Raw genomic sequence first — 23,779 nt, 5'->3', positions numbered from 1 at the left:
GGCTGGAAGTTGTTGAGGTGTTGTCAACTTCTTGAAATCTGCAGTAATAAATTTTTGAAGAAGAACTTTCGTCTTATGACAGAAACAAATTTTGAAACCTAGACTCCGATAACTTCCAGCCTCCAGCTTCCTTCTTCCTTTCTTTTTAAAACCTGCTCAGAATCCCCCAGTGAATTTTGATATCATTAAACTTAAAAGGATTTCCGAACTCGTTACCATTAGACAGCTGGAAACTCATCAGACCGATAGGAATGAAGAAATTAAAACCAAGACCCACACTGTAGAGTTTAGGCTTTACTTTCAGCGATTTATTATTGAGCTGCCCGTATTGCCCAAAGAGGTCGAAAAAGGCCTGATTACCGATCAGATACCGGTATTCCAAACCTCCGTAGTAGTAAAAGTCGGCGGCGAGAGAGTTCTCATTGAATCCCCGCATGGAGTTCCAGCCCCCGAAACGGTATAATTCGTTGGCAGAGAATTCTATTTTAGAATCCATCATGGCGCCTTCCGCCTTAATGTTCAGGAAGTGGTTCCCCGAAATATGGTAATTATGCTCCCCAAAGAAATAAAACTGGTTTTGGGTAGCTTTGATGTTATTTTTAGAATAGGTTGTTGTTAAAAAGTCATATCCCGCATTGATCCTTGTTTTATAAAGGAAAAGGTCAATATCGGTAGGCTCGGTCATTTCAAACCATATCCCGATCCCATTTTTGGTATAATCTTTTCCCTGAACGTACAGAGTGTCAATAATGGTTGAGCTTTCCAAAGTTGCCCTTAAACCGATTTTATTCCGGTTGTTGATATGGTAATAAAAGGCCGGAAGGAATTTTACGTTGGCAAATGTAGAATCCTGTCGGTAGATATTTACTTTTGCATTCATCCCGACATTTGATTTGAACAGGTATGGAATATCTACCTGGAGATCAAAATTCTGCCCTTTATCAGGGTTTCTCTGCCAGTATAAATTGACGGTTTCAAAACCGTTGAACATATTCCTGAAATTCACATTCATGGTACCGTTTAACGTAAACTTGGAGCTTTTGTCGTTCCCGAAACCAATTACCCCATCAAAAGTATTGGTCTTTTTCTTTTCCAGAAACAGGTAAATACTCGTAGAGTCTTTTGTGAATAAGGTTTGTGGCTGCCGTTCAAGAGTCAGGAAGGGATGGCTCTGAAAAGTTTTATTGATAGCCAAAAGGTTTTTGTCATCGTAATTTTTGCCTTTAAATTCCTTTTCCAGGTTTTTGATGAATCTTCTGGGAACTTTTTCATATCCTTTAACGACAAAATTATTGATCGTTCTTTTATCATTCTTGTTGATGTCAAGTTCTACAATAGGATAACCGTTTTTCTGTCCTTTAAATTTAGATTTTATTCTGCTGAAAGAATACCCGTCATCTATATAAGTTTTGTTGATGCTTTTCTTGGTGGAATCTAAATTTTTAGTAAAAAAATCTTTCTGAATCTTTAGCTTCTGAACAAGAGAATCGGTAAGGCTAACATAAGTTTGATTAAAATTCTTCCCTTTATCATAGAAAATTTCGGTACTGTCGCCTTTTATTTTTACATCTTTCAGTTGAGTGAAGAAATAATTACTCTGGGCCAATGAATCCAGAAATTTCACCGCAGAAGTGGAATCCTTTACTTTTTTTCTGACCTTGGTTTCTGTATCAATCAGCCAATAATGCTTCTTCTGCGCTTGTGTAAAAACGCAGAACAGTACAAAAAATATTTTCAGAAACAGTTTCAATCCCAAATGTATCTACACCATAGACGAGTGATGAAATAAAGTGTAATGATAAGATAAAACTTAAAGCAAAGCTTGTCTTACTCATTCTTTACCACTTAATCCTTCTTAATGGTTTACAAATTATATTATTAATTAGCTTTCTATACAACTGAAACTAGTCCAGTTTATTATACTTCTTCATCAAATTCTCATAAGTTCCCTGTGGAAGAATCCATTTCAACGGAACCCCGATTTTCTGCCCGAATTTACCAAAATAATAATGAGCTTTCCATTTATTTTTTGCTAAAAGTTTTTCAATGTATTCTGCTACTTCCAAAGGCTCAGTTCCATCATTCACATGAGAATTCATGAGCGCATAAACTTTGTCGAAAACATTTTTATACGGTTGTGAAACTTGTGCTATAACTCTGTTGTCTGCAATATTGGTTTTGATATCTCCCAAATGCAGTGAGCATACTTCAATATTCCATGGGTATACCTCATACCTCATCGCTTCCGTTACTTTATCCAGAGCAGACTTTGAAGCAGAATAAAATCCACGGAAAGGCAGACCCATTTCACTTCCGATGCTGGATACATTGATGATTTTTCCAAATTTATGTTCACGCATTTTCGGAAGAACGGCGCTCATCATTTGTACAGGTCCTGCAAGATTCAGACTGAAAAGTTTCAGAATATCTTCTTTGCTGGAATCTTCCACAGCACCTACCATTCCCATTCCGGCATTGTTGATCAGAACATCAATTCTGGTTTCTGTTTTTACAACCTCAGCAATAGCATTCTGAACAGCGGTGTTATCGGTAACATCAGTAGGGATAGACCTGAAGTATTGGCTTTCTGTGTGCTTTCTGCTTAATCCGTATACTTTATGCCCTTTTTTTCCAAAATATTCGGCCAATGCAAACCCGATTCCTGATGAGGTTCCTGTAATGATGATGGTCATTGAATTCGTATGATTTTTATTGTTTTTATTTTTCTTCTGACATCCATCAGACCATTTTGCAGATCTGTGTTCAAAAGTAAAATCTATTTTCAGCAAATGTAAAAAAAGAAAAAGGAACTCTGCCACTTATTATTTCTGAAATGGCTTAAATGCTTGTTTAGACATTTTTTTCAAGGGATGATAAACTTAAAATAAAGTTAATCTCAATCATGCATAGAATATCAAAGGAATGATTACTTTTAATTACTTATTTGTTTGATTATTAGTATTTTAATATTGTTGTGTGGTAGGTGTTATCTGTGAAAAGCTAAAATTTCTTAATAAAAACATAAGGAAACCTTAATGAATGGTGGGAGCGGACTGGTCTAATTTTGCACCTAATCAAAAAGGATATCATGAATGTATTTAAAATCCCTGTCTCAGTAACTTATTTAACGGGTAGGGTATTACTTATTGGTGCAATATCAGCTTCACCGATGTTCCTCGCTCAGAAAAAAGACAGCTTAAAAGAAAAATCCATCGACGAGATTGTTGTTGTAGGATACGGAACACAGAAAAAAAGTAAAGTTTCCGGCGCTGTTTCGGAGGCTTCACTGGATAAGCTTACTTCCAGGTCTTTATCTGGAGTAGGAGAAGTTCTTCAGGGTAAAGCGCCCGGAGTAACTGTAGTGAACGAAGGTGGAGATCCTAACGGAGCACCTAAGGTAAATATTCGTGGTCTGGGAGGAATCAATGGAGAAACTCCTCTTTATGTGGTAGATGGAGTGGTTTTTAACGGAACACCATCTATTAATCCCAACGATATACAGGATATTTCTGTACTTAAAGATGCTTCTGCCGCGATTTATGGGGCAAGGTCTTCCGGAGGGGTTATCCTTATCACCACTAAAAGAGGAAAAAAAGGAAATCTTACGGTAGATTTTGATGTTAAATATGGAGTGAATCAGGCATGGAGGCTGAAAGAATCTCTGAATGCGGCTGAATTCCAGGATGTAATGTACAAAGCATATGAAAATGCCGGAAAACTGGGAAGCTTACCAATAGCTTTTAACCCTAGCCAATATCCTGACGGAAGAATTACCAGAACAGACTGGATGAAAGAAATTTTCAGAACAGGAACTATTCAGGAATACAATGTCAACCTAAGCGGAGGAAGTGAAAAATCCAGATATTTTGTGGGAATGAACCACAGAAGCCTGGAAGGGATCCTACTGAATACTCAGGCAAAACGATACAATTTTAGAGTGAATTCTGAACATAAAGTAAAAGACTGGTTGACGATTGGAGAAAATATGTATTATAATTACTCTGACGGAAATACAGCCGATACAAAAAGTGGGTATACAGGAGCTTTAGTAGCTGCTATGTATTATCCGCCAAATGTTCCGGTGTATACTCCTAACGGGGCATTCTCTGGATTGCCGATTGATGTGGCAGGAGGTTACGGAGATATGATCAACCCGGTTGCTTATCTTAAAAGGATCAGCATCAGAAATCCTACCCATGAGATTTTAATCAATCCTTATGCTGAAATTACTTTAGCAAAAGATTTAAAATTCCGTTCCAACTTCTCACAGACATTTAAGCTTGGGGATGTGAAGAACTTTACGTACAGAGTATTGGAAGTCGGGAAAATTTTCGATACCAATAATTTAGAATACCAGTCTAACAATTCATCTACAGCACTTGCAGAGCAGTTGTTAACCTATAAAATTTCTGCCGGACAGCATAATTTTGACTTCCTGGGTGGTTTTACTTTCCAGAAAACAATTGATGATGGTTTTGTAGCAAAATCTTATGACTTCAGAAGTGAAGCTGAGGTTTTCCAACACCTTCAGAATGCAGCAGATACCAATAAAGATGTTTCCAGTTACAGATTCAAACAATCTTTGGTTTCTTATCTGGCGAGAGTAAACTATGACTATGCAGGAAAGTATATCGTAAGTTTATTGGGAAGACGTGACGGTTCTTCACTGGTAGCAAAGCAAAACAGATTTGCTAATTACTATGCCGTTTCTGGTGCGTGGGTGGTTTCGAAAGAAAACTTTATGCAGGATATTTCATGGCTTTCAAGTCTGAAACTGAGAGGAAGTTATGGTATTCTGGGTAACCTTGGAGGAATTTCACCACAAGCTGTGAATCCATTGATGACGAGAGATAATAATGTGATTTTTGGACAGGATCCTTCTCAGAATATCGCGTATTATGCGACTACACGTCCAAATCCAGATCTGAAATGGGGGAAGTCTGAGCAGACGAACTTTGGGGTAGATGCTTCATTCTTTCACAACAGCCTTTCTTTACAGTTCGACTACTTCGTAAAGAATTCCAAAGATCAGATCTTCAACGTAAGCTTACCAAGTACGGCAACTTATAATAATCAGTATGTAAATGCAGGATTGTTCCAGGATAGAGGGTATGAATTAGGGATCAATTATAACAAGGTAGTTTCAGGTGATTTTACTTTCTCTGTCGGAGCGACAATGAGTCAACTAAAAAATACGGTAAAGCAGTTAGCTAATGTAGATGAGATATTTATCAACGACAATGGAGTAAGAGGAGTATTGAAACCAACCCGTATAAAAGTAGGTGATCCTCTATATTCTTTCTATGGCTATAAGACCGGAGGAATTTTTCAGACTCAGGAAGAAATCAACAATTATAAAGATGCCAACGGAAACCTTATCCAGCCGAATGCTAAACCGGGAGATATCAAATTCCTGAAGAAAGAAGGAAATACAGGAGTGCTTAATAATAATGACTTTGTCAATCTTGGAAGCCCTTATCCTAAATTCTCTTACGGATTCTCTTACAATATGACATGGAAAAACTTTGATCTGAATCTATTCTTCCAGGGAGTATATGGAAATAAAATATTCAACGGAATGAAGTTTATTTCTTTGAACCCGGGTGGAACAGGACAAAACTATAATATGGACCGAGATATCCTGAATGCATGGACGCCTCAGAACACGAATACTGATATTCCAAGGCTGGTACACGGAGATCCAAGCGGGAATTACTCCAAAGTATCGGATTTCTATGTAGAAGACGGGTCTTATTTAAGACTGAAGAACCTTACTATCGGGTATTCATTACCGAAAGAGCTTTACAGCAAGCTGGATGTAAATAAAGTGAGAGTATATATGACGACCAACAACTTGTTTACGATAACGAAATATACAGGATTTGATCCTGAAGTAGGAATGAATTCTTATGGTGTAGATACCGGAAGATATCCTCAGGCACGCTCATTCATCTTTGGGGTGGAGATCGGTTTATAATTTTTTAACCCAACAAAAAGTAAAAAAATGAAATTATTCAATAAAATATTTTTAATCTCAGGAATATCCGTAATGCTTTTATCGTGTACAGGAGAGCTGGATGTTCAGCCGGAAGGTACCCCTACCGAAGCCAGTTTCTGGAAGACAGAGAATGATCTTATTACCGGAGCAAACGCCATGTATAAGCCGTTATTCGACGGAGAATTTTATGGAAGAGGTCTTTTCTGGTTTATCAATGCCAGTGATGATATGGTAACCGGAAGAGCGAAAAGTGAAGCGGATAATGCAAAAAATTTCAGCAGCAATTACATTGCAGCAGGAGATCTTGAAACCCAGTGGAACAAAAGATATAATGTAATCGGAGTTGCCAACCGTGTGATCCGTAATATTGATAATATCCAGACTTCACAGGCTATCAAAAACAAATATCTTGGAGAAGCTTTGTTCATGAGCAGCAGAATGTATTTTGAACTTGCCTATTCTTACGGGAATGAAAAAGCAGGGATTCCTATTATCGACCGTTCAAAAGATCCTGATCCAAACCCCATTCCGAGAGCGGCAAACGTAATGGAAAACTATACTTACATCGTAAACGATCTGAAAAGAGCCGCAGAATTATTGCCTACCCAGGCAGAGCTTCCGGCAAAAGACTACGGTAGACCTCATAAAGCTGCAGCATGGGCACTTTTGGCAAAAGTATATCTTTTTATGAAAGACTGGAAAAATGCAGAGTTCTGGGCTAATGAAGTAATGACGAAAGGAAACAGAAGTCTTCTGAACAATTTTTCCGATGTCTTCAAGGCTGAAAACAGCTACAGTTCAGAATACATCTGGTCTATTCCTGGAACACCTAAGTTTACTGCATGGGGAAGTATTCTTCCGGGAGTAATGCTTGAAAATAAAGGATGGGGAGAATATAACGGCTGGGGATATTTCCAACCGACTAAAGAACTATTTGACGAATACGAAGCAGGAGATCTTAGAAGAAGTGCTACCATCCTGAAAATAGGTGACAAGTTTACATTTAATGGAAAGGAAAGAACATATGCTTCCAGCAATTCCCTTACCGGATACCAGTTCAATAAATATATGGATGCCTTCAAATATCAGCTGAACAGCGGTCACGTGAGTGCCAACGGAGATTATCCATGTACAGACCTTGCCGTTCCGATCATGCGTTATGCTGAGGTAATTCTTATCAAAGCAGAAGCTTTATTGATGCAGGGGAAATCTGCAGACCAGGAGATCAATATGATCAGAGTACGTGCAGGTTTGTCTGCAAAAAACGGATGTACGATAGCAGATCTGAAGCATGAGAGACGTTGTGAACTGGCAGGTGAATGGGCAGACAGACACAGAGACCTTGTACGTTGGGGAGATGCGCAGGCAGCGTATGCTAAGCCTCTGCACGGTATCAATGGACAGGTAGTCTGGGCAGCAAGAAACTTTAATCCAGCTGTACATAATGTTTGGGCAGTTCCTCAGGCTGAAATCGTAAACAGTCATGGGATCATCAAACAAAATGAAGGCTGGTAAAATTTAACCTTATTATGGGTCACTATATCATTGCAGAGATTCTGTGATGATATAGTTTTTTCAAAGGGATTATGAAACGTCCATGGCAAATGTGGACATACACCGATATTGATGTTAGGTGTTCCTTTCGATCCATAAATAATAAAGATATACGAATGAAATTATCAAAAATATGGGCTGTACTGGCCCTGGCTGTTTTTTCCAAAAATCAGGCACAGAATTATTTACATTACAATGTAGGGAATGCACATTCACATAATGATTATATGCAGGAGATCCCTTTTTGGGAGGCTTATTATGCCAATTTTGGTTCCATAGAGGCAGATGTTTTTCTGGTAAAGGATCAACTTTGGGTAGCTCATACCGAGAAAGAACTTTCTGCAGACAGAACATTGGAAAATTTGTATCTCGATCCTATTTCAAAACAGATTAAGCTGAATAAAGGAAATATCTATTCGGATGCCAACAAAAAACTGCAGCTGCTGATTGATATTAAGCAAGATTATAAAACATCACTGGCAGCGTTGGTCAGTACATTAAAAAAGTATCCTGAGATTACAGGAAACACAGGAATTAAAATTGTGATTACCGGAGACAGACCTCAGCCGGGAGATTTTAAAAACTATCCGAATTATCTTTACTTTGACGGAGATCTTGATAAAAGCTATTCTGCAGACCAGTTGAAAAGAGTAGGGATGTTCAGTGCAGACCTTCCGGGATTGGTAAAATGGAATGGAAAAGGAATTCCAAGAGATGAAGAAACAGCAAGGATTAAAACGGCCGTTGAAAAAGCACATTCCCAGCAAAAGCCTGTTCGTTTTTACGGAGCTCCGGACTTTCCGAATGCATGGGTAAATTTTATGGATTTGGGAGTAGATTATATCAATACTGATCACATTCCGGATCTTAAAAAGTTCATGAATGCTATTCCGAAAAACTTTTATAAAAATACAAAAGAGTACAGTACTTATACCCCGACTTATAAATCAGACGGAGTGGTAAAAAAAGTAAAGAATGTTATCCTCCTTATCCCGGACGGAACTTCTTTGCCTCAATATTATGCTGCCTTTACAGCCAATAAAGGGAAGCTGAATGTTTTCAACATGAAATCCACAGGCCTTTCCAAAACCAATTCATCCAATGCTTACATTACAGATTCAGCACCGGGTTCTACAGCATTTGCGACTGGTGTAAAGACCAAAAACACTTTTGTAGGAGTTGATAATATGGGGAAAGCACTGGCACAGATTCCTGATATTATCGCTGAGAAAGGAATGGTTTCGGGATTGATTTCCACAGGAGATGTTACAGATGCTACTCCTGCTGACTTCTACGCACATTCTGATAACAGGAACAGTTCAGAACCTATTCTGAAAGATTTTGCGGCTTCAAAAACGAAAATTCTGATTGGTGGTCCTACAAGTGGATTATCTCAGGAAAATCTGAAGAAATTTAAAGAGGCTAAAGTTGATTTGTATCAAGATCTGAAATCAGTGACTACAATAAACAACCGTACTCTGGTTATTGATCCTTTGGCTTCACAAAGAATCACCAACGGAAGAGGAAACTGGCTTGCAGATGCATTCGACCTTACCTTAAATGATTTAAAGAAGAATGAAAAAGGATTCTTTATGATGATAGAAGCCTCTCAGACTGACGGAGGAGGGCATAGTAACAATATCGAACAGCTGGTTACAGAATTACTGGATTTTGATCATGTCGTTGGTAAGGCGATGAAATTTGCTGACGAGAATAAAGAAACCTTAGTAATCGTCGTAGGAGATCATGAAACAGGAGGATTAACTCTTTTGGATGGAAGCCTGAAAGACGGCTGGGTATTCGGAAATTTCAGTACCAACGATCATACCTCTATTCCGTCAAGTGTTTTTGCTTACGGACCGAATTCCAAAGAATTCACAGGACTGTTTGAAAATACAGAGATCTTCAATAAAATATTGGAGGCTTACGGAATTCAAAAATAGTTTTTAATTTTAATACTTTTACTTTTACAAAGAGAGGTTGTTTCGTTATGGAAACAGCCTTTTTTTTGTATTAATTTAAGGCTTCCCAGATTAAGCAGGTGTTTGTGGATAATCTGCGTTATCTGCAAAATCTGCGAGAAATAAAAGCAGAGCAAGATTTAAAAAGGCTGCCTCAACAAGAGAGACAGCCTATGGATATATCTAACAAATAATAAATTAGAAATTGGTTTTCACGATGAGCTCAGACAGCTCAGCATTTACAAAGTCAATCGGCATTATTCCAAATGATCCCTGAGTATTTGTTTGGAAGAATGTTTTAAGTTTTGGATTAATATTGTTGGATACCGTGGGAATGCTTGGGATCCCGAAGATTCCAGGTTTATATCCGCTGGTGAAGTTCACGAAAAGTTTACCGTTGGTATCATTTTTTGCATCATTAAGAAGGTTGGAAATTCCGTTCCATTTATCGTCATTGTTCGTCACCTTATAATAATCCTGAACTTTCAGCTGTACACCGGAATTGTTGATGTCAAATGTTGTATTATCCGCCCAAGGTGAAGCGTTGATTCCCTTAGTTGTTCCTGAAGAAAATCTTCTTAATAACTTGATCTTTCCTCTCACGGCACCTAATGTAGGAATATTGGCTCCAAGATCCCATTTAGAAGAGTTTTTCTGTACATAGGAGTCAAAAGTCTGTTCAAAACTTCTGGTCGTATTTGAAGCGTCATATTCTTCCTTTACAGACATGATAATCGTTTCAGACGGATGGCTGTTAAGGAACGCATAACACGCATTCAATACATCATCAAAATTCAGATTTTGGTAAATCGCTCCGTGATGAATAGCAAAAGAATTGTCAATATGTCTGCAGCGGATATCCAGAAAACGGACTCCTGCATTCAGTTGTTCTGCAATGCTGAGGTCTTGAGTTTTAGCCGTACCTGATACAACAGGGGCATCTACACGTGCTCCGGAATCATGAGTTCCGGGAATGGAAATTTTTGAAATAGAAATATTATCCTGAAGACCAGACATCCAGCTATTCATTGCGATAGGCAGTAATGAAGTCTTACTACTTGCTTTTGCTAACGACATTGAAGAGGTTTCATTAGAATCTCTTTCCATCATACTGTCATTTGAACAGGAAAAAAAGATAGACGCAGTCACCACCCCAAGAGTGATGGCTGTAAAACGTTTCATGTTTTGTTTGAACATAGTTTTTTTATTTTTTAATGCAGCTTAAAAATAAGAATATATCAAAACATGAGGAGTTAATTTAACTTTAATAGATAATTAAGTTGATATAAAGTCAGGAACTTAGGAGACAGATTTTTATTAACGCAAAGTTTATTTTTTGTTCTGGAAATATAGAGAGCAAAGATGAAATCAATGAAATTGATTTTTTCTAAGCGGATGTATAATTCAAGCTTCATCAACGACATATGTCGGCCTCTTTGCTTTCTTTAATATGACGATAGAATTATTTTACTTTGCGTTTAAAAATAAGCAAAAAGTAATATCCAGTATTCAGTTTCAATCTTCCATCCTAAAAAACAAAATCCTCCTTCAGCCCGGGAAGTCTGAAGTTGTGATCTCCGATAAAGAAATCATTCATTTTAATAAGCGGGAATTTATGGGTAAATTCTTTGTGTAAGTTTTCGGGTACTTTAGTTTCATCATCACAGGATGAATATTCTCTGTCAACAATAACCTTTCCTGTAGAAAAATTGATTTCATTGGTAAAACTGAAATCACAGGTATCTTCAAAATGATCATGTGAACCTATCAGATAGAAATCTCCATTCTGAAATCTGAAGGTATATTTATATTGCTGGGTATGCCTTGAGTTGGTGAAAAACTGCTGTTCAATAGTAAGACAGTTATTTTTTATATTGATTTCAAGAACGTTATCAGAAGGATAAAACCCGAACCCGCTTGAAAAAAGAATGGCAGAATTTTCTTTCCATACTTTTAGACCGCTGTTTTCCTTTTTCAGAATATAAAAAACCCTCTGGTAGTCACTTGTACCTTCCGGGTTTTGCATGTATGATGCTTTTATATCCGTATTAAATATCAGGATAATTTCATCTTTTCCATCTTTGTCAAGATCACCTTTGGCTTCTGCAATCTGAGTATACCCTTTAGGAACCGAAAAACTTTTCAGATTCTGGGCAGATAAGCTTGAAACAGATAAAACAAACAAAAAGGAAAAGCAATGTTTCATGGTTATTATATAAAATTAAAAAGTGGTAATCCGAAATAAAATCATTTTCAAATTACCACTTTTTTGTATAACATTAATGAGTCAGTATATTTTCAAGATCTTTCCAGAACATTGGATAAGACTTTTCTACCACATCTTCATCTTCAATATTAAGTTCTTTAATCAGACTAAACGGAGCAAAACTCATTGCCATTCTGTGATCCTGGTACGTTTTGATCAAAATATTGTCTTCCGGTTCTCCAAAACTGATCGATTTAATGGTTAAATCCGTAATTTCTGTTACAGTACCAAGTTTTTTAAGCTCATTATATAATGCCAGAAGTCTGTCGGTTTCCTTTACTCTTAAAGTTCCCAATCCGGAAATATCGAAAGGAATCTTTAAAGCTGCTGCTGTTACACAAAGTGTTTGTGCAATATCGGGACAGTTGTTCATATCCAGAACAATTTTCTCCGGGAAAGAAAAATCAGGCTGAGGTTCCAATGTAAGCTTGTGTTCTTCTTCAATATAAGTTGTTTTGATTCCGAAGAAATCCTCATATATCTTTGCAATTGCAGAATCTCCCTGAGTAGACTCTTTATAAAAACTTTTCAGGTGAATTGTTTCTCTTCCCAAAGCACAGATAGAGTAGAAGTATGAAGCAGAGCTCCAGTCACTTTCGACTTCATAATGTACTATGGCAGAATTGTTTTCAGGAGCGAAAGAATGTACTTTGATGGTATTTCCTTCAAAGCTGTTTCGTATCCCAAACTTAGTAAGGATATCAAGGGTCATTTCAATATAAGACCTTGATGTAACTTCTCCTACAAGATTAATTTCCAGTCCGTTTTCAAGTTTTCCTGCAACAAGAAGAAGAGATGTGATAAACTGGCTTGAAATATTTGCCGGAACATTTACAGACGTTTGAGTAATTTTTTTTCCTGTAATTTTTAAAGGAGGAAAACCTTCATTCTCCATATACTCAATTTCTACTCCAAGATCTCTCAAAGCACTTACCAGGTTTTTGATCGGTCTTTCTTTCATTCTCCCGGATCCGGTAAGGATAGTCGTTTTCCCTTCCTGAATAGAATAATAAGAAGTAAGAAAACGCATTGCCGTTCCTGCGTGATGGATATCTACCACTTCCGTATCCTCAGATAATGCCTTTTTCAATAGCTGTGTATCCTGAGAATTGGATAAATTTCCGATTTTTATATTGCTAAACAGACTTTCCAGAATCAATAAACGATTCGAAATACTTTTCGAACCGCTGATCTGTACTGTTTTTCCTCCTAATAATTTTGATTTTTCTAGCTTCATTATGATCTACATTATATTTAAAAATGATGAGTTTAAAATTCATTGATAATTCATAACTCATCATTTATAATTATTTAAGTTTTTCGTTATTCTGATGCCGGTCTTTATCACGGTCAGTTTTGATTTTCATTTTTCTGTCGAAAGCGTCCTGCAGATTTACCCCGGTCTGGTTGGCCAGGCATAATGTTACAAAAAGTACATCTGCCAGTTCTTCGCCAAGATCTTTATTCTTATCGCTTTCCTTTTCACTTTGTTCACCATATCTTCTGGCAATGATTCTTGCCACTTCACCTACTTCCTCTGTCAGCATCGCCATATTGGTAAGTTCATTAAAGTATCTTACCCCAATGGTTTTGATCCATTCATCGACCTGCTGTTGTAACTGGGTAATTTCCATTATTGATAAGCTCCTAGAGTTGGGTTAGTCGTTCTGGATACATTGACAATATCAAAAGGTACGGTTGCTGCAACAGCAACATTCCCTTTTCCAATGGCTGGTGAAGTAGATTTTACTCTTAAATTCATTTTAGCCATAAAATAATTGACAAACTGCGGATCGGTATTCTTCGTTGTTTGTACCACACCTGGATTATTGTCAAAAGTGAAACCTGCTCCTGTAGCGCTGGTATATTTTATGAGTGAATTTTGAAGTAAGAACTCAAACTGCTGTCCAGGAGTTGCTTCAAAATGAACAGCATCATCTCTGTCAGAATATACAATACTGTTTTTGATGTTAAGCTGCTGTAGGGCTCCCTGCTGTGTTTGTCCTGCATCATTCTTCCATTCATTGGCTGCAAAAATTCCCGTTCTGTCGAAAGAACTCATTGTTTTAGAATAGTTTGCAATCGTAGCATGGGTATAGCTGTGTTTTCCACCCAGGAAAATTCCGATACATGATAACCCACAGTTGTTCATCACCAGGTTATTGGCATTTACTGTAGAACCTACTGCGTAAATACCGTATTCAAAGAACGTATGGATAAATGAATTGGTAATAGTAGCATTGGTTTGTCTCATATCAAGTCCTCTTGTTCCTCCGAAAAGTCTTGCATGGTTCATTTTAAGAGTAGAATTTGCTTCCATTTTGATAGAATTCCAGTTTTTAGGAATGGTATCATAATAAGGATCATTTCTGTCTCCACGAAGAATAACCTGATCGGCCATTGTTCCGTTGATATTTAAGACCGCTCCGGAAGAAACTTTCATTCCACTGTTTTTGTGGAAATACACTTTGGTTCCAGCGTTTATATCAAGGGTTACACTTGGATTAATGGTAAGGTTTCCGTAGATGATCTTTGCTTTATTGTTATTCCACGTTGTAGAATTGGTAATCACATTCGGATTCCCGGGAGTCTGAATAAAAAATTCAGCATCCTGAACTACGGAGAATAGAGTCACATGCTGCTGTCCCGTAGGTCCGGTGAACAGAACTTTGTCTTCAGCAATGGCTTCAGGTCCGGTAGCTGTAGGGGCAATTTCAACAAAAATATAAAGGCTGTCCTTCTTTCTTAAAGGAACATTCTTAAAATCATATCCCGGTTTTCCGTCTACATTGATTCTATATAATGAAGCAGCTCCTTTTTCAAGATTTACTCTTGGGATCATGATATCCTTATCTTCATTATTATATACCTTTACAACATATGTTTCTGAACGTACCTGGTGATATACCGTATCACAGAATACGGTGTCTCTTGAAAACCTCAGCGGCTGTGTAGGGCTGTCAAACGTAATATCATCCTTATTACACGATACCGCTATCAGTAACATCCAGAAGGAAAAAGCCAGTAATAATTTGAATTTCATTGAAATTAAAGTTTAAGTAAGTTCCAAATTTAACGAAAATACTTTAAATTTCTTATCAAGAAAAAAAAATGAATTCAGTATTTGGAAATTAGAAAAAATGTTGTATTTTTGCAACCTAAAATTTAGCAGAGAAATATCCATTACTATTTCGAAAGCAAACTTAATTTTTTTAAAAATAGTATTATGAAAAACGGAATCCACCCAGAAAATTATAGACTTGTTGTTTTCAAAGATATGAGTAACGACGAGGTGTTTCTTTGCAAGTCTACTGCGGAAACAAAAGACACTATCGAGTACGAAGGACAAGAGTATCCTCTAATCAAAATGGAAATCTCTTCTAGTTCTCACCCTTTCTACACAGGAAAAGTTAAATTAGTTGACACAGCTGGTAGAGTTGATAAGTTCATGAACAAATACAAAAAATTCGCTAAGTAATTTTTGTATACTTAAAAATATAGAAGTCTTCCAATCTTTGGAAGACTTTTTTTATGTAAATCAGGGCTCTGCTTGATATTCAATAGGAACGGGCTTTAGCCCGTTTAATAAAATAAAAAATTCTATTCACTGGCTTTAGCCAAAACTTATTCCACATTTCCCAACTTACCACTTCTTTTTGTATTTTTGTTTAGAAAGAATTTAGAATCTGCAGGTTCATTTCAGTGAACTCTATCTCAGGCTCTATTCTCCAACCTCTAATCTTTAACTTCTAAAAAATGCAATTAGTATTTTCAGACGCACAATATTGGGAAGATTTTCTTCCACTTACTTTTACCCGCCCGGTTGCTGCGATGCGATGCGGAATCCTGACATTCTCTGAGAGATGGCAGAAAATCCTGGAAAATGAAGAAGTATCTTATTTCACGGAAATGTATCTTCAGGATAAATTTAAAAGTCCGGAGGAAAAAGAAAGTCTCTTTTTAGTTCCGAACTTCCTGCCTACGGAAACTGTGATTCAGCAGATTAAAGATCTTAAGCAGGGAGAAGCGTTGGTTTATGAAGACGAATTGATCGCTGCTAAAATCAACATGAAAGATTTTTCTCTGAATCAGATTGAAAAAATGACGGATATTAAGGAAGATCTTATTTTTTTTAAAAGGCCAAAAGATTTATTTTCCTATAATCATCACGCCATTGATTTCGATTTTGAATTGCTTACCAAAGGAAAAACCTCACAGGAATTGTCCTCAACAAATGGCTTTTTAGGAGATAAAAAAGATCTGTTTATCGAAGAAGGTGCTGAAATTGAATTTTCCACACTGAATACCAAAACAGGTAAGATCTATATCGGTAAAAATGCCGAAGTTATGGAAGGCTGCCATCTTAGAGGCCCTGTTACACTTGGAGAAGATTCTAAGTTTAATCTGGGAGCTAAAATTTATGGAGCAACCACTATTGGCCCTCACTGTAAAGTAGGAGGTGAAGTGAATAATATTATCATTTTTGGATACACTAGCAAAGGGCATGAAGGTTTCATCGGAAACTCTGTAATAGGAGAGTGGTGCAACTTCGGTGCTGATACCAATTCTTCCAATCTTAAAAATAATTACAGCCCTGTAAAACTTTGGAACTACAGAATCAAGGCGTTTGAAGATACCGGTTTACAGTTTGCAGGTCTGATTATGGGAGATCATTCCAAAACAGCCATCAATACCCAGTTGAATACTGGAACCGTAATTGGTGTAGCTTCTAATATATTCAAACCAGGATTTCCACCCAATCTTGTGGAAAACTTTTCATGGGGCGGATTGAAAGATGATGAAAGATTTAAGCTGGATAAAGTATATGAAGTGGCAGAAAGGGCTATGGCCAGAAGAAAAGTGGCTTTAACAGAAGAAGATAAAGCGATTTTAAAACATATTTTTGATACGTATTAATTCTATAAAAATAAAAACTTCAATTTTTTTTGAAGTTTTTTTATTTTTGATGTAATAGATTTGAAACGGCAGTTGTCTTACCTATAAGAAACAAAACTCATGACCCAAGAAACTTTCAAGAATACGGTGTTTATTCTCAAAGACGAGATGTATCGTTTTGCGAAGCGGTTTGTCATGAGCAGTGATGAAGCAGAAGATGTAGTACAGGATCTCATGATGAAGTTTTGGCAGAAGAGGGATGAGCTTGAGCAATTTGGAAATTTTAAGTCCTATGCGCTGAAGTCTGTCCGGAACGAATGCCTGAACCGGCTGAAGCATCACGATGTCAAGATAGGCTTTGCGGATATGCAGCTTCATCGCTCGGAGCTTTATAGTATGGAAGTTGATAACCTTAAGGAACATATTATAGGATTTATCAATCAGCTCCCCGAGAAACAAAAGATGGTCATCCACTTGAAAGATGTAGAAGAATACGATGTTTCCGAAATTTCTGAAATGCTGGAAATGGAGGAAAATGCAGTAAGGGTAAACCTTATGCGTGCGAGACAAAAAGTAAAAGAACAAATCTCACAACTGATGAGCTATGAAAAAAGATCAATTACAAGATAAATACGACGAAATCTTCCGGGATATAAAGGAAGAAAAAATGGACTGGAGCTTTGAAGACTTTCTTCAGACTGCAGAAGGTGCGGAACCGGAACAGAATACTGCACCTATTATTCCATTGGAAGAAAAGAAAAAGCCCTCTTTTCCTAAATGGTTCTGGATGGCCGCCAGTGTAATGCTGGTTTTCGGAATCGGATTCTTTCTGAATAATAACTCCGGTACAGAAGTACAGGATACAGGAAAACTGGTGAAAGATGAAATCTTAAAACAGAAGTCCGGATTTATCGAAGAGAACAGTGACCACCAGGAACAGGTTGCCGTGAATCACACAGACTCTATTTCCGGAGTGAAAAAAGATTCTGTCTTTCAGGATAACCAGGTAGCAGAAAAGGATGTAATGGACGAGATCCTACCAAAAAGAGGAAGACTCAAAAAGGAAACTAGACCTAGATATGTAAGCAATTCCTCAAACAACAAAAATATAAATGATTCAGCATCAGCTTACAATGATTCTTATGTAATTGTAAACGGCAAAAGAATCAGTAGTGAAAAAGAAGCCCTGGATGTTACCAGATATTCCTTTATGAAATTAGGAAATGAGTTTAAAAAAACAGTAGCATCTTCTCAGAAAAATGAAAATCTTGACAGCGAATACTAAAAATCAGAACAATCCCATGAAAAAAATATTTTTTATAATAGCCATAATGCTAAGCAGTTTTGCAACTTATTCTGCACAGACTGAGAAATTGGATAAGCTTTTTCAGGATTTTGAAAAAAAAGGAAGAGTAACCTCTATTAATATCAAAAAACCGATGTTCAAGCTATTGAATACCATTGATGTTGATGATGCTTATATCGGAAAAATAAAACCTATTCTGAACGAGGTAGATGGTCTTAAAATTCTGATTATCCCCAAAATTACATTTCCAGATCGTTTAAAAGATGAAAATCTTGCCAATATAAAAATGAATGAAGATAAGACGGCAAGAGTAAACGATGCTTTGAGGTCCCTTAACTTCAATGAACTGATGTCCATGAGCAGTGACGGAACCTCCATGAAATTCTTGGCTGAAGATGAAAAAGACAACTACCTGGAAAATCTTGTATTCAATGTAGATTCCAAAGAAGAGAATATTATTTTTATTCTTAACGGAAAAATGAAATTATCAGATGTGAATAAGATCATTAATTCTGGGGAAACCACAACTTCTTCTGTGACGACTTCCGTGAGAAATGACCTTACTTCTGGTAACACCTCTTCCTATCTGAATGGAGATAACAGAAACGTAGGTGAATTCTCAAAGATAGATGCCAGTGTAGGAGTAAATGTTACTTTCAAACAGGAAAACACAAGAAGTGTAAAAGTAATTGCAGATGCAGATAAACTTCAATATGTTATCACAAAAGTGGAAAATGGAGTGCTAAAAATATATGTAGACAATAAAGGAGTTAGAAATCTGAGATTTAAAAATCTGAATATCAATGTTTCAGCTCCCAGTATTAACGCTATAAAAACATCATCAGGCAGTATCTTTACAGCAGTGAACCCTATTACTGGAAGCAGTTTGGCAATTGAGGCAGAGTCTGGCTCTATTATTAAAGGAACATTCAATGTGAATCAGACAGCAGCAGTTGCAGTGAGCTCAGGTTCGGTAGTGGATGTTGATGTTAAAACACCCAACCTGGCATTGGATATATCCAGTGGTGCAAGCGTTAGCTTATCCGGGGAGTCCGCTTCTGCTGTGATTGATATCAGCAGTGGAGCATCTTGTAAAGCAGATGATCTTAAAATAGGTACAGCAGTAGTAGAATCTACTTCAGGTGCAAGTCTTTCCTTACTGGTTACAGATAAGCTGAAAGTAAGCGTTTCTTCAGGAGCTGCTGTAAAACTGAAAGGAAATCCAGAGCTGGATGCCAAAGTAGATAAAGTTTCGGGAGGAAGCTTCAGACAAATCAAATAAAAACTAAACTATGAAGACTCTTAAAAACATTTTCCTTGCTATTCTGACAATAGGTATGCTTCAATCATGCATCGTTTCAGAAAAACCGAACATTGACTTTTTTCAAAATTCAAAATATGATTTCAAAGGAGCTCGGTTCGCCAGTATTAATGTACCCATGATTTTGGCTAAATCTTATATTAAAAAAGCTTTAAGGGAAGAAGGAGAAAGTGAGGAGACCATCAATCTGGTAAAGAAAGCTTCTAAGATAAAAGTGCTTACAGTAACCAATGGGAGTCAGGAAATGCTTAATGATTATACCCAATATCTGAATAATAACCATTATGAGGAATGGGCTACTATAAAACATGACGGAGATAATATCAATGTAAGGGTAAAACAAGATGGAGATGCTATTAAAAATATGCTGCTTACCGTAGGCTCCAATAATCATGAAATTGTTTTTGTAGATGTGAAAGGAAATTTTACGGCTAATGATATTTCCAAAATGATCAATTCCATTTCTGTAAATAATTAATTAAACCCTTTAATGTAGTAACTAGCAATTAGTTTCAAACATATTCAATTATTTTGTACCGTAACCGTTCTTATAAAAAGGACGGTTTTTCGATTTAAGTTATTGATTATTAAATTTTATTTAAACTATTAAAAAGGATTTTCATATCTCATTAAAATAACCTAATTTTGCAAAGAAAGTAAAGATGTCTATTCATAACAAAATTGTAGAGACAGCCATCACTTTCGATGACGTTCTTCTAGTCCCTTCTTATTCAGAAGTTTTACCTAACCAGGTTTCATTAAAATCAAGACTTACCGACAAAATCACGCTGAATGTTCCGATAGTTTCCGCTGCGATGGACACTGTTACTGAAGCTGATCTGTCAATTGCTTTGGCAAGAGTCGGAGGTTTAGGCTTTATTCACAAAAACATGACGATCGATGAGCAGGCTGCTCAGGTAAATCGTGTGAAGCGTTCCGAAAACGGAATGATCTCTGATCCGGTAACATTATCCAAAGACCATACTTTAGCTGAAGCTAAAGCATTGATGTCCAAATATAAAATTTCAGGGCTTCCGGTAGTGAATGCTGATAATGTTCTGATCGGAATTATTACCAACAGAGATGTAAAGTATCAGGAAAATCTTGATATGAAAGTAGAAGAGATCATGACCAAAGAAAATCTGATCACTTCTGACAAAAACACCAACCTTGAAAAGGCAAAAGAAATCCTTCTTAAGAACAGAGTTGAAAAACTTCCTATTGTAGATAAAGAGAATAAACTTGTGGGATTAATTACGATCAAGGATATTGACAATCAATTGGAATACCCGAACGCAAATAAAGATGAAAATGGTCGTCTTATTGTAGGGGCTGGAGTAGGTGTAGGAGAAGATACATTGGTAAGAATTGAAGCTTTGGTAAAAGCCGGAGTTGATATTGTAGCCATTGATTCTGCTCACGGTCATTCTAAAGGTGTTCTTGATAAAATTGCTGAAATCAGAAAGAAATATCCAAACCTTGATATTGTAGGAGGGAATATTGTTACTGCAGAAGCTGCAAAAGACCTTATTGAAGCAGGTGCAAACGTACTTAAAGTAGGTGTTGGTCCAGGTTCTATCTGTACTACCAGAGTAGTTGCAGGGGTAGGAGTTCCTCAGCTATCTGCCATCTATAACGTTTACGAATATGCTAAGTCTCAAAATGTAACGGTAATTGCTGATGGAGGAATCAAACTATCAGGAGATATCGTTAAAGCTATTGCAAGTGGAGCAGGTGCAGTAATGCTAGGTTCACTTTTAGCTGGTACAGATGAGGCTCCGGGTGAAGAAATTATCTTCCAGGGAAGAAAGTTCAAGTCTTACCAGGGAATGGGAAGCCTTTCGGCAATGAAGAGAGGAGGTAAAGAAAGATATTTCCAGAGTGAAGCTAAGAAATTCGTTCCGGAAGGGATCGAAGGAAGAGTACCGCATAAAGGAAAATTGGAAGATGTAATTTTCCAGTTGACAGGAGGTTTGAGAGCAGGTATGGGATACTGTGGATCTAAGGATATCGAGACGCTGCAAAAAGATTCTAAATTGGTAATGATCACAGGAAGTGGATTGAAAGAATCTCATCCGCATGATGTCATTATTACACAAGAAGCTCCAAATTATTCTTTATAAAATTATAATTGAATTTTTATACGAAAAACCGCACAATTAGTGCGGTTTTTTTATTTTATGATTTCGTTTTAATGTTTTGATTTAAAATATATTAGTTTTAATTTTCTATTTTATTGAATTATCTATTTGTTTGTATTTTTCGTTTTTTAATGATAATAAATTAATTAAAATAAATATTATATGAAATGATGTTAATTTTATTTTTAGATTAAAATGTAACAATAATGCGTCTTTTTCTACTAACTGTAGTAAAGTTTTAAATTTTGTGATGATTTTTAGTTATAAATACCACTAATTAATTCATGAAATTAATAAATTTGCAACTTGTTTAATTTTTTTAAATTATTGAAATGAAGAGAACTATACTTTGTGGAGTATTATTGCTATCCCTTTCGGTATCAGCACAGCAAAAAAAAGATTGGTGTGATTTTGATAACGAACAAAGAGTACATCAAAAACAGAACGGAAAAGTTGACGAAATGATTCGTAATATCCGTGACAAGATTATCAGCAGTAATCAAAATACTTCTGCTAAAAATGCAAGTGCATACAAAATTGTAAATGGAGTTTATGAAATTCCTGTAGTTGTACACGTAATAGCACCTACTGGTGCTACTGTAGGAAGTGCTTATAACAAGAGTGATGCACAAATTCAGGCTTGGCTGGACCGTTGTAATCAAATGTATGCAGGTACTTATCAATGGGCTCAGGGAATTCCTGCTGATTTTGGTACTGCAGCTACAATGCCGATCAAGTTGGTATTGGCAAAGAGAGATCCTAACTGTAATGCTACTACAGGGATTGTTAGATACAATGGTGGTACTCTTCCGGGATATGATGCAAATGGGGTAAATCGTAGTGGTACGGCAGGTGTTACTACAGACCAAATTAAAACAATTGCTCCACACTGGCCTGAAGCTTCTTACTTTAATATTTATATTATGAACAGAGTAGATGGTGGTGGACAATATGGTATCATGGGATGGGCAGGATTGCCTCAAAACCCTGATTCTGCCTACGAATCCTTTATGAAATCTTTTGTAGTTACTTTACAGGACGATATTACTTTAGCTCATGAGTTTGGACATAGTATGGGGTTGCTTCATACTTTTGGAAATGCCAATGCTCAACCACCACTAGGGACTACTTCTACTAATTACTGCCCAGCGGCAACTACTAATAACTGTACTAAAGATAATGACCAGGTGTGTGATACAGAAAGGTCAAGAAGCTTGCTGAATGATCCTGCTCCTACCAATAATGATATGAATTATTGTACTGGAACAAACTATCAGGGAGTACAGTATAATATGATGAACTATACTAATCCAACGGCATTCAAATTTACGAATGGGCAACATGATAGGGCTGCTCTTAATTTCTTCTTATTGAGAGGGGCATTAAGTACTTCGTTAGGAGCAACAGCTCCATCTGCAGCTTCTACAATTGGAACGCCTATTGCTGCTACATGTAACCCAAGTGGGATAGATACTCCTGATGATTTTTTTGTAGGACCAACTTTGGTTAAGTTAGGAAATATAAACAATGGTTCGACAGGATATTGGTCAGGAGCTCCTAATTTTTATGAAGATTATACAGGAGCAAGCTGCCTGAAAGCTACATCAACTGAGCTTTCTGCAACAGGAACTCATAATCTTCAGGTGAATGTATCTGGTTCTGCAAATGACGTGAGAGTTTGGATCGATTATAATAATAACGGTAGTTTTGAAGCATCTGAACTTGTGGCTTCAGGTGATGATATTGTTGCAGATGCAGTTACTGCAATAGGTACTTATAGTACTACGATTACTGCTCCAGCTTCAGTAGTATTGAATACTCCACTTAGGATGAGAGTTCTTGTGGATGATGAGAATCCTAATATGACTCCTTGTGGACAGTTGAATTACGGACAAGTTGAAGATTATACTGTAAAGTTTGTTACCAACTTGGGAACAAGTGAAGTGAAAGCTGATAATGGTGATTTAACAATTTATCCTAACCCGGTAGCAACTGGTGATAAGATCTTCATTAAAGCTAAAAACGGTAAAAACTTGAAAGTTTCTATTTCTGATATGTCAGGAAGATTGGTAGCTAGCCCATCTGTAACTGAAGAAGGAAGTGGAGTTTTCAAAGTAGATCAACAGTTAGAAAAAGGAGTTTACATGATTCAGGTTTCTAATGGAAAAGATTCTAAAGCTTCTAAATTGATCATCAAATAAATTGATCATAAATTAAAATAAATATTGATGCCTCCACTTAGTTGGAGGCATTTTTTCATTCAATCCTAATATATCTAAAGCTAAATTTGATGGACTTTTTAGAATTTGCCCTTTAAAATTTCACCTTACAAAAAA

Annotated in this window: 18 protein-coding genes; 11 read left to right on the top strand and 7 right to left on the bottom strand. The window is 36.7% G+C overall.

Going from position 1 to position 23,779, the window contains the following annotated elements:
* Positions 1-145: 145 nt before the first annotated feature.
* Entirely contained in the window at positions 146-1,750 is a 1,605-nt protein-coding gene (locus DBR39_RS21870) for a hypothetical protein (RefSeq protein ID WP_228447894.1), read from the bottom strand.
* 154 nt (positions 1,751-1,904) lie between these two features.
* Positions 1,905-2,693 carry an SDR family oxidoreductase gene (locus tag DBR39_RS21865; RefSeq protein ID WP_124536683.1) on the bottom strand — a complete coding sequence of 263 codons (789 nt, stop codon included), beginning with the start codon at positions 2,691-2,693 and terminating at the stop codon, positions 1,905-1,907.
* A 395-nt stretch (positions 2,694-3,088) separates the two neighbouring features.
* On the opposite strand from DBR39_RS21865, the gene DBR39_RS21860 reads away from it, so the two are divergent.
* From DBR39_RS21860 to DBR39_RS21850, 3 genes are all read left to right on the top strand, one after another.
* Positions 3,089-5,977: a SusC/RagA family TonB-linked outer membrane protein gene (locus DBR39_RS21860; protein WP_124536661.1), complete on the top strand. Its 2,889-nt coding sequence runs from the start codon at positions 3,089-3,091 to the stop codon at positions 5,975-5,977.
* 27 nt (positions 5,978-6,004) lie between these two features.
* On the top strand, positions 6,005-7,513 hold the full coding sequence (locus DBR39_RS21855; protein ID WP_124536659.1) for a RagB/SusD family nutrient uptake outer membrane protein: 1,509 nt from the start codon (positions 6,005-6,007) through the stop codon (positions 7,511-7,513).
* 155 nt (positions 7,514-7,668) lie between these two features.
* Positions 7,669-9,495, top strand: a complete 1,827-nt coding sequence (locus tag DBR39_RS21850) for an alkaline phosphatase (RefSeq protein ID WP_124536657.1) — start codon at positions 7,669-7,671, stop codon at positions 9,493-9,495.
* A 216-nt stretch (positions 9,496-9,711) separates the two neighbouring features.
* Here DBR39_RS21850 and DBR39_RS21845 read toward each other — a convergent pair whose 3' ends face one another.
* The 5 genes from DBR39_RS21845 to DBR39_RS21825 all read right to left on the bottom strand — a co-directional run bounded on the left by DBR39_RS21845 (position 9,712) and on the right by DBR39_RS21825 (position 14,822).
* The gene (locus DBR39_RS21845) at positions 9,712-10,695 is read right to left on the bottom strand and encodes a phosphatidylinositol-specific phospholipase C (RefSeq protein WP_228447893.1); all 984 of its coding nucleotides are present in this window, start codon (positions 10,693-10,695) and stop codon (positions 9,712-9,714) included.
* Positions 10,696-11,041: 346 nt separating this feature from the next.
* On the bottom strand, positions 11,042-11,719 hold the full coding sequence (locus DBR39_RS21840; RefSeq protein ID WP_124536653.1) for a hypothetical protein: 678 nt from the start codon (positions 11,717-11,719) through the stop codon (positions 11,042-11,044).
* A 73-nt stretch (positions 11,720-11,792) separates the two neighbouring features.
* The gene (locus DBR39_RS21835; protein WP_124536651.1) at positions 11,793-13,016 is read right to left on the bottom strand and encodes a 3-phosphoshikimate 1-carboxyvinyltransferase; all 1,224 of its coding nucleotides are present in this window, start codon (positions 13,014-13,016) and stop codon (positions 11,793-11,795) included.
* A gap of 70 nt (positions 13,017-13,086) precedes the next feature.
* On the bottom strand, positions 13,087-13,413 hold the full coding sequence (locus DBR39_RS21830; RefSeq protein WP_034692883.1) for a nucleotide pyrophosphohydrolase: 327 nt from the start codon (positions 13,411-13,413) through the stop codon (positions 13,087-13,089).
* Positions 13,413-14,822, bottom strand: a complete 1,410-nt coding sequence (locus DBR39_RS21825) for a hypothetical protein (RefSeq protein ID WP_124536649.1) — start codon at positions 14,820-14,822, stop codon at positions 13,413-13,415. Before DBR39_RS21825 ends, DBR39_RS21830 begins: the two co-directional genes overlap by 1 nt.
* A gap of 183 nt (positions 14,823-15,005) precedes the next feature.
* Here DBR39_RS21825 and DBR39_RS21820 point away from each other — a divergent pair, with 183 nt between their 5' ends.
* The 8 genes from DBR39_RS21820 to DBR39_RS21785 all read left to right on the top strand — a co-directional run bounded on the left by DBR39_RS21820 (position 15,006) and on the right by DBR39_RS21785 (position 23,644).
* A complete protein-coding gene (locus tag DBR39_RS21820; RefSeq protein WP_047489008.1) occupies positions 15,006-15,257 on the top strand; it encodes a type B 50S ribosomal protein L31 in 252 nt (83 codons plus the stop codon).
* A gap of 278 nt (positions 15,258-15,535) precedes the next feature.
* Complete coding sequence (locus tag DBR39_RS21815) at positions 15,536-16,696, top strand: GlmU family protein (RefSeq protein WP_124536647.1); 1,161 nt, start codon at positions 15,536-15,538, stop codon at positions 16,694-16,696.
* A gap of 99 nt (positions 16,697-16,795) precedes the next feature.
* Positions 16,796-17,305 (top strand): RNA polymerase sigma factor, encoded by a 510-nt coding sequence (locus DBR39_RS21810; protein WP_124536645.1) that lies wholly within the window; start codon positions 16,796-16,798, stop codon positions 17,303-17,305.
* Complete coding sequence (locus DBR39_RS21805) at positions 17,280-17,960, top strand: hypothetical protein (RefSeq protein WP_124536643.1); 681 nt, start codon at positions 17,280-17,282, stop codon at positions 17,958-17,960. The genes DBR39_RS21810 and DBR39_RS21805 overlap by 26 nt, the downstream gene beginning before the upstream one ends.
* Positions 17,961-17,976: 16 nt before the next feature.
* Positions 17,977-19,263 carry a DUF4252 domain-containing protein gene (locus DBR39_RS21800; RefSeq protein WP_228447892.1) on the top strand — a complete coding sequence of 429 codons (1,287 nt, stop codon included), beginning with the start codon at positions 17,977-17,979 and terminating at the stop codon, positions 19,261-19,263.
* 10 nt (positions 19,264-19,273) lie between these two features.
* A complete protein-coding gene (locus DBR39_RS21795; protein WP_124536641.1) occupies positions 19,274-19,780 on the top strand; it encodes a DUF4252 domain-containing protein in 507 nt (168 codons plus the stop codon).
* 184 nt (positions 19,781-19,964) lie between these two features.
* Entirely contained in the window at positions 19,965-21,425 is a 1,461-nt protein-coding gene (guaB, locus tag DBR39_RS21790) for an IMP dehydrogenase (RefSeq protein ID WP_109739018.1), read from the top strand.
* Positions 21,426-21,775: 350 nt separating this feature from the next.
* Positions 21,776-23,644: a GEVED domain-containing protein gene (locus DBR39_RS21785; RefSeq protein WP_124536639.1), complete on the top strand. Its 1,869-nt coding sequence runs from the start codon at positions 21,776-21,778 to the stop codon at positions 23,642-23,644.
* Positions 23,645-23,779: the final 135 nt, after the last annotated feature.

The organism is Chryseobacterium sp. KBW03 (genome assembly GCF_003852415.1).
GTDB classification, from domain to species: domain Bacteria; phylum Bacteroidota; class Bacteroidia; order Flavobacteriales; family Weeksellaceae; genus Chryseobacterium; species Chryseobacterium viscerum.
This window is presented reverse-complemented; position numbering and strand designations above follow the sequence as displayed.

What these genes read in the sequence shown, in the direction of transcription:
- DBR39_RS21805 (WP_124536643.1), top strand. Translation starts at nt 17,280, where the DNA reads ATGAAAAAAGATCAATTACAAGATAAATACGACGAAATCTTCCGGGAT.
- guaB (WP_109739018.1), top strand. Translation starts at nt 19,965, where the DNA reads ATGTCTATTCATAACAAAATTGTAGAGACAGCCATCACTTTCGATGAC.
- DBR39_RS21835 (WP_124536651.1), bottom strand. Translation starts at nt 13,016, where the DNA reads ATGAAGCTAGAAAAATCAAAATTATTAGGAGGAAAAACAGTACAGATC.
- DBR39_RS21845 (WP_228447893.1), bottom strand. Translation starts at nt 10,695, where the DNA reads ATGAAACGTTTTACAGCCATCACTCTTGGGGTGGTGACTGCGTCTATC.
- DBR39_RS21795 (WP_124536641.1), top strand. Translation starts at nt 19,274, where the DNA reads ATGAAGACTCTTAAAAACATTTTCCTTGCTATTCTGACAATAGGTATG.
- DBR39_RS21820 (WP_047489008.1), top strand. Translation starts at nt 15,006, where the DNA reads ATGAAAAACGGAATCCACCCAGAAAATTATAGACTTGTTGTTTTCAAA.
- DBR39_RS21825 (WP_124536649.1), bottom strand. Translation starts at nt 14,822, where the DNA reads ATGAAATTCAAATTATTACTGGCTTTTTCCTTCTGGATGTTACTGATA.
- DBR39_RS21865 (WP_124536683.1), bottom strand. Translation starts at nt 2,693, where the DNA reads ATGACCATCATCATTACAGGAACCTCATCAGGAATCGGGTTTGCATTG.
- DBR39_RS21815 (WP_124536647.1), top strand. Translation starts at nt 15,536, where the DNA reads ATGCAATTAGTATTTTCAGACGCACAATATTGGGAAGATTTTCTTCCA.
- DBR39_RS21800 (WP_228447892.1), top strand. Translation starts at nt 17,977, where the DNA reads ATGAAAAAAATATTTTTTATAATAGCCATAATGCTAAGCAGTTTTGCA.
- DBR39_RS21860 (WP_124536661.1), top strand. Translation starts at nt 3,089, where the DNA reads ATGAATGTATTTAAAATCCCTGTCTCAGTAACTTATTTAACGGGTAGG.
- DBR39_RS21840 (WP_124536653.1), bottom strand. Translation starts at nt 11,719, where the DNA reads ATGAAACATTGCTTTTCCTTTTTGTTTGTTTTATCTGTTTCAAGCTTA.
- DBR39_RS21810 (WP_124536645.1), top strand. Translation starts at nt 16,796, where the DNA reads ATGACCCAAGAAACTTTCAAGAATACGGTGTTTATTCTCAAAGACGAG.
- DBR39_RS21850 (WP_124536657.1), top strand. Translation starts at nt 7,669, where the DNA reads ATGAAATTATCAAAAATATGGGCTGTACTGGCCCTGGCTGTTTTTTCC.
- DBR39_RS21855 (WP_124536659.1), top strand. Translation starts at nt 6,005, where the DNA reads ATGAAATTATTCAATAAAATATTTTTAATCTCAGGAATATCCGTAATG.
- DBR39_RS21830 (WP_034692883.1), bottom strand. Translation starts at nt 13,413, where the DNA reads ATGGAAATTACCCAGTTACAACAGCAGGTCGATGAATGGATCAAAACC.
- DBR39_RS21785 (WP_124536639.1), top strand. Translation starts at nt 21,776, where the DNA reads ATGAAGAGAACTATACTTTGTGGAGTATTATTGCTATCCCTTTCGGTA.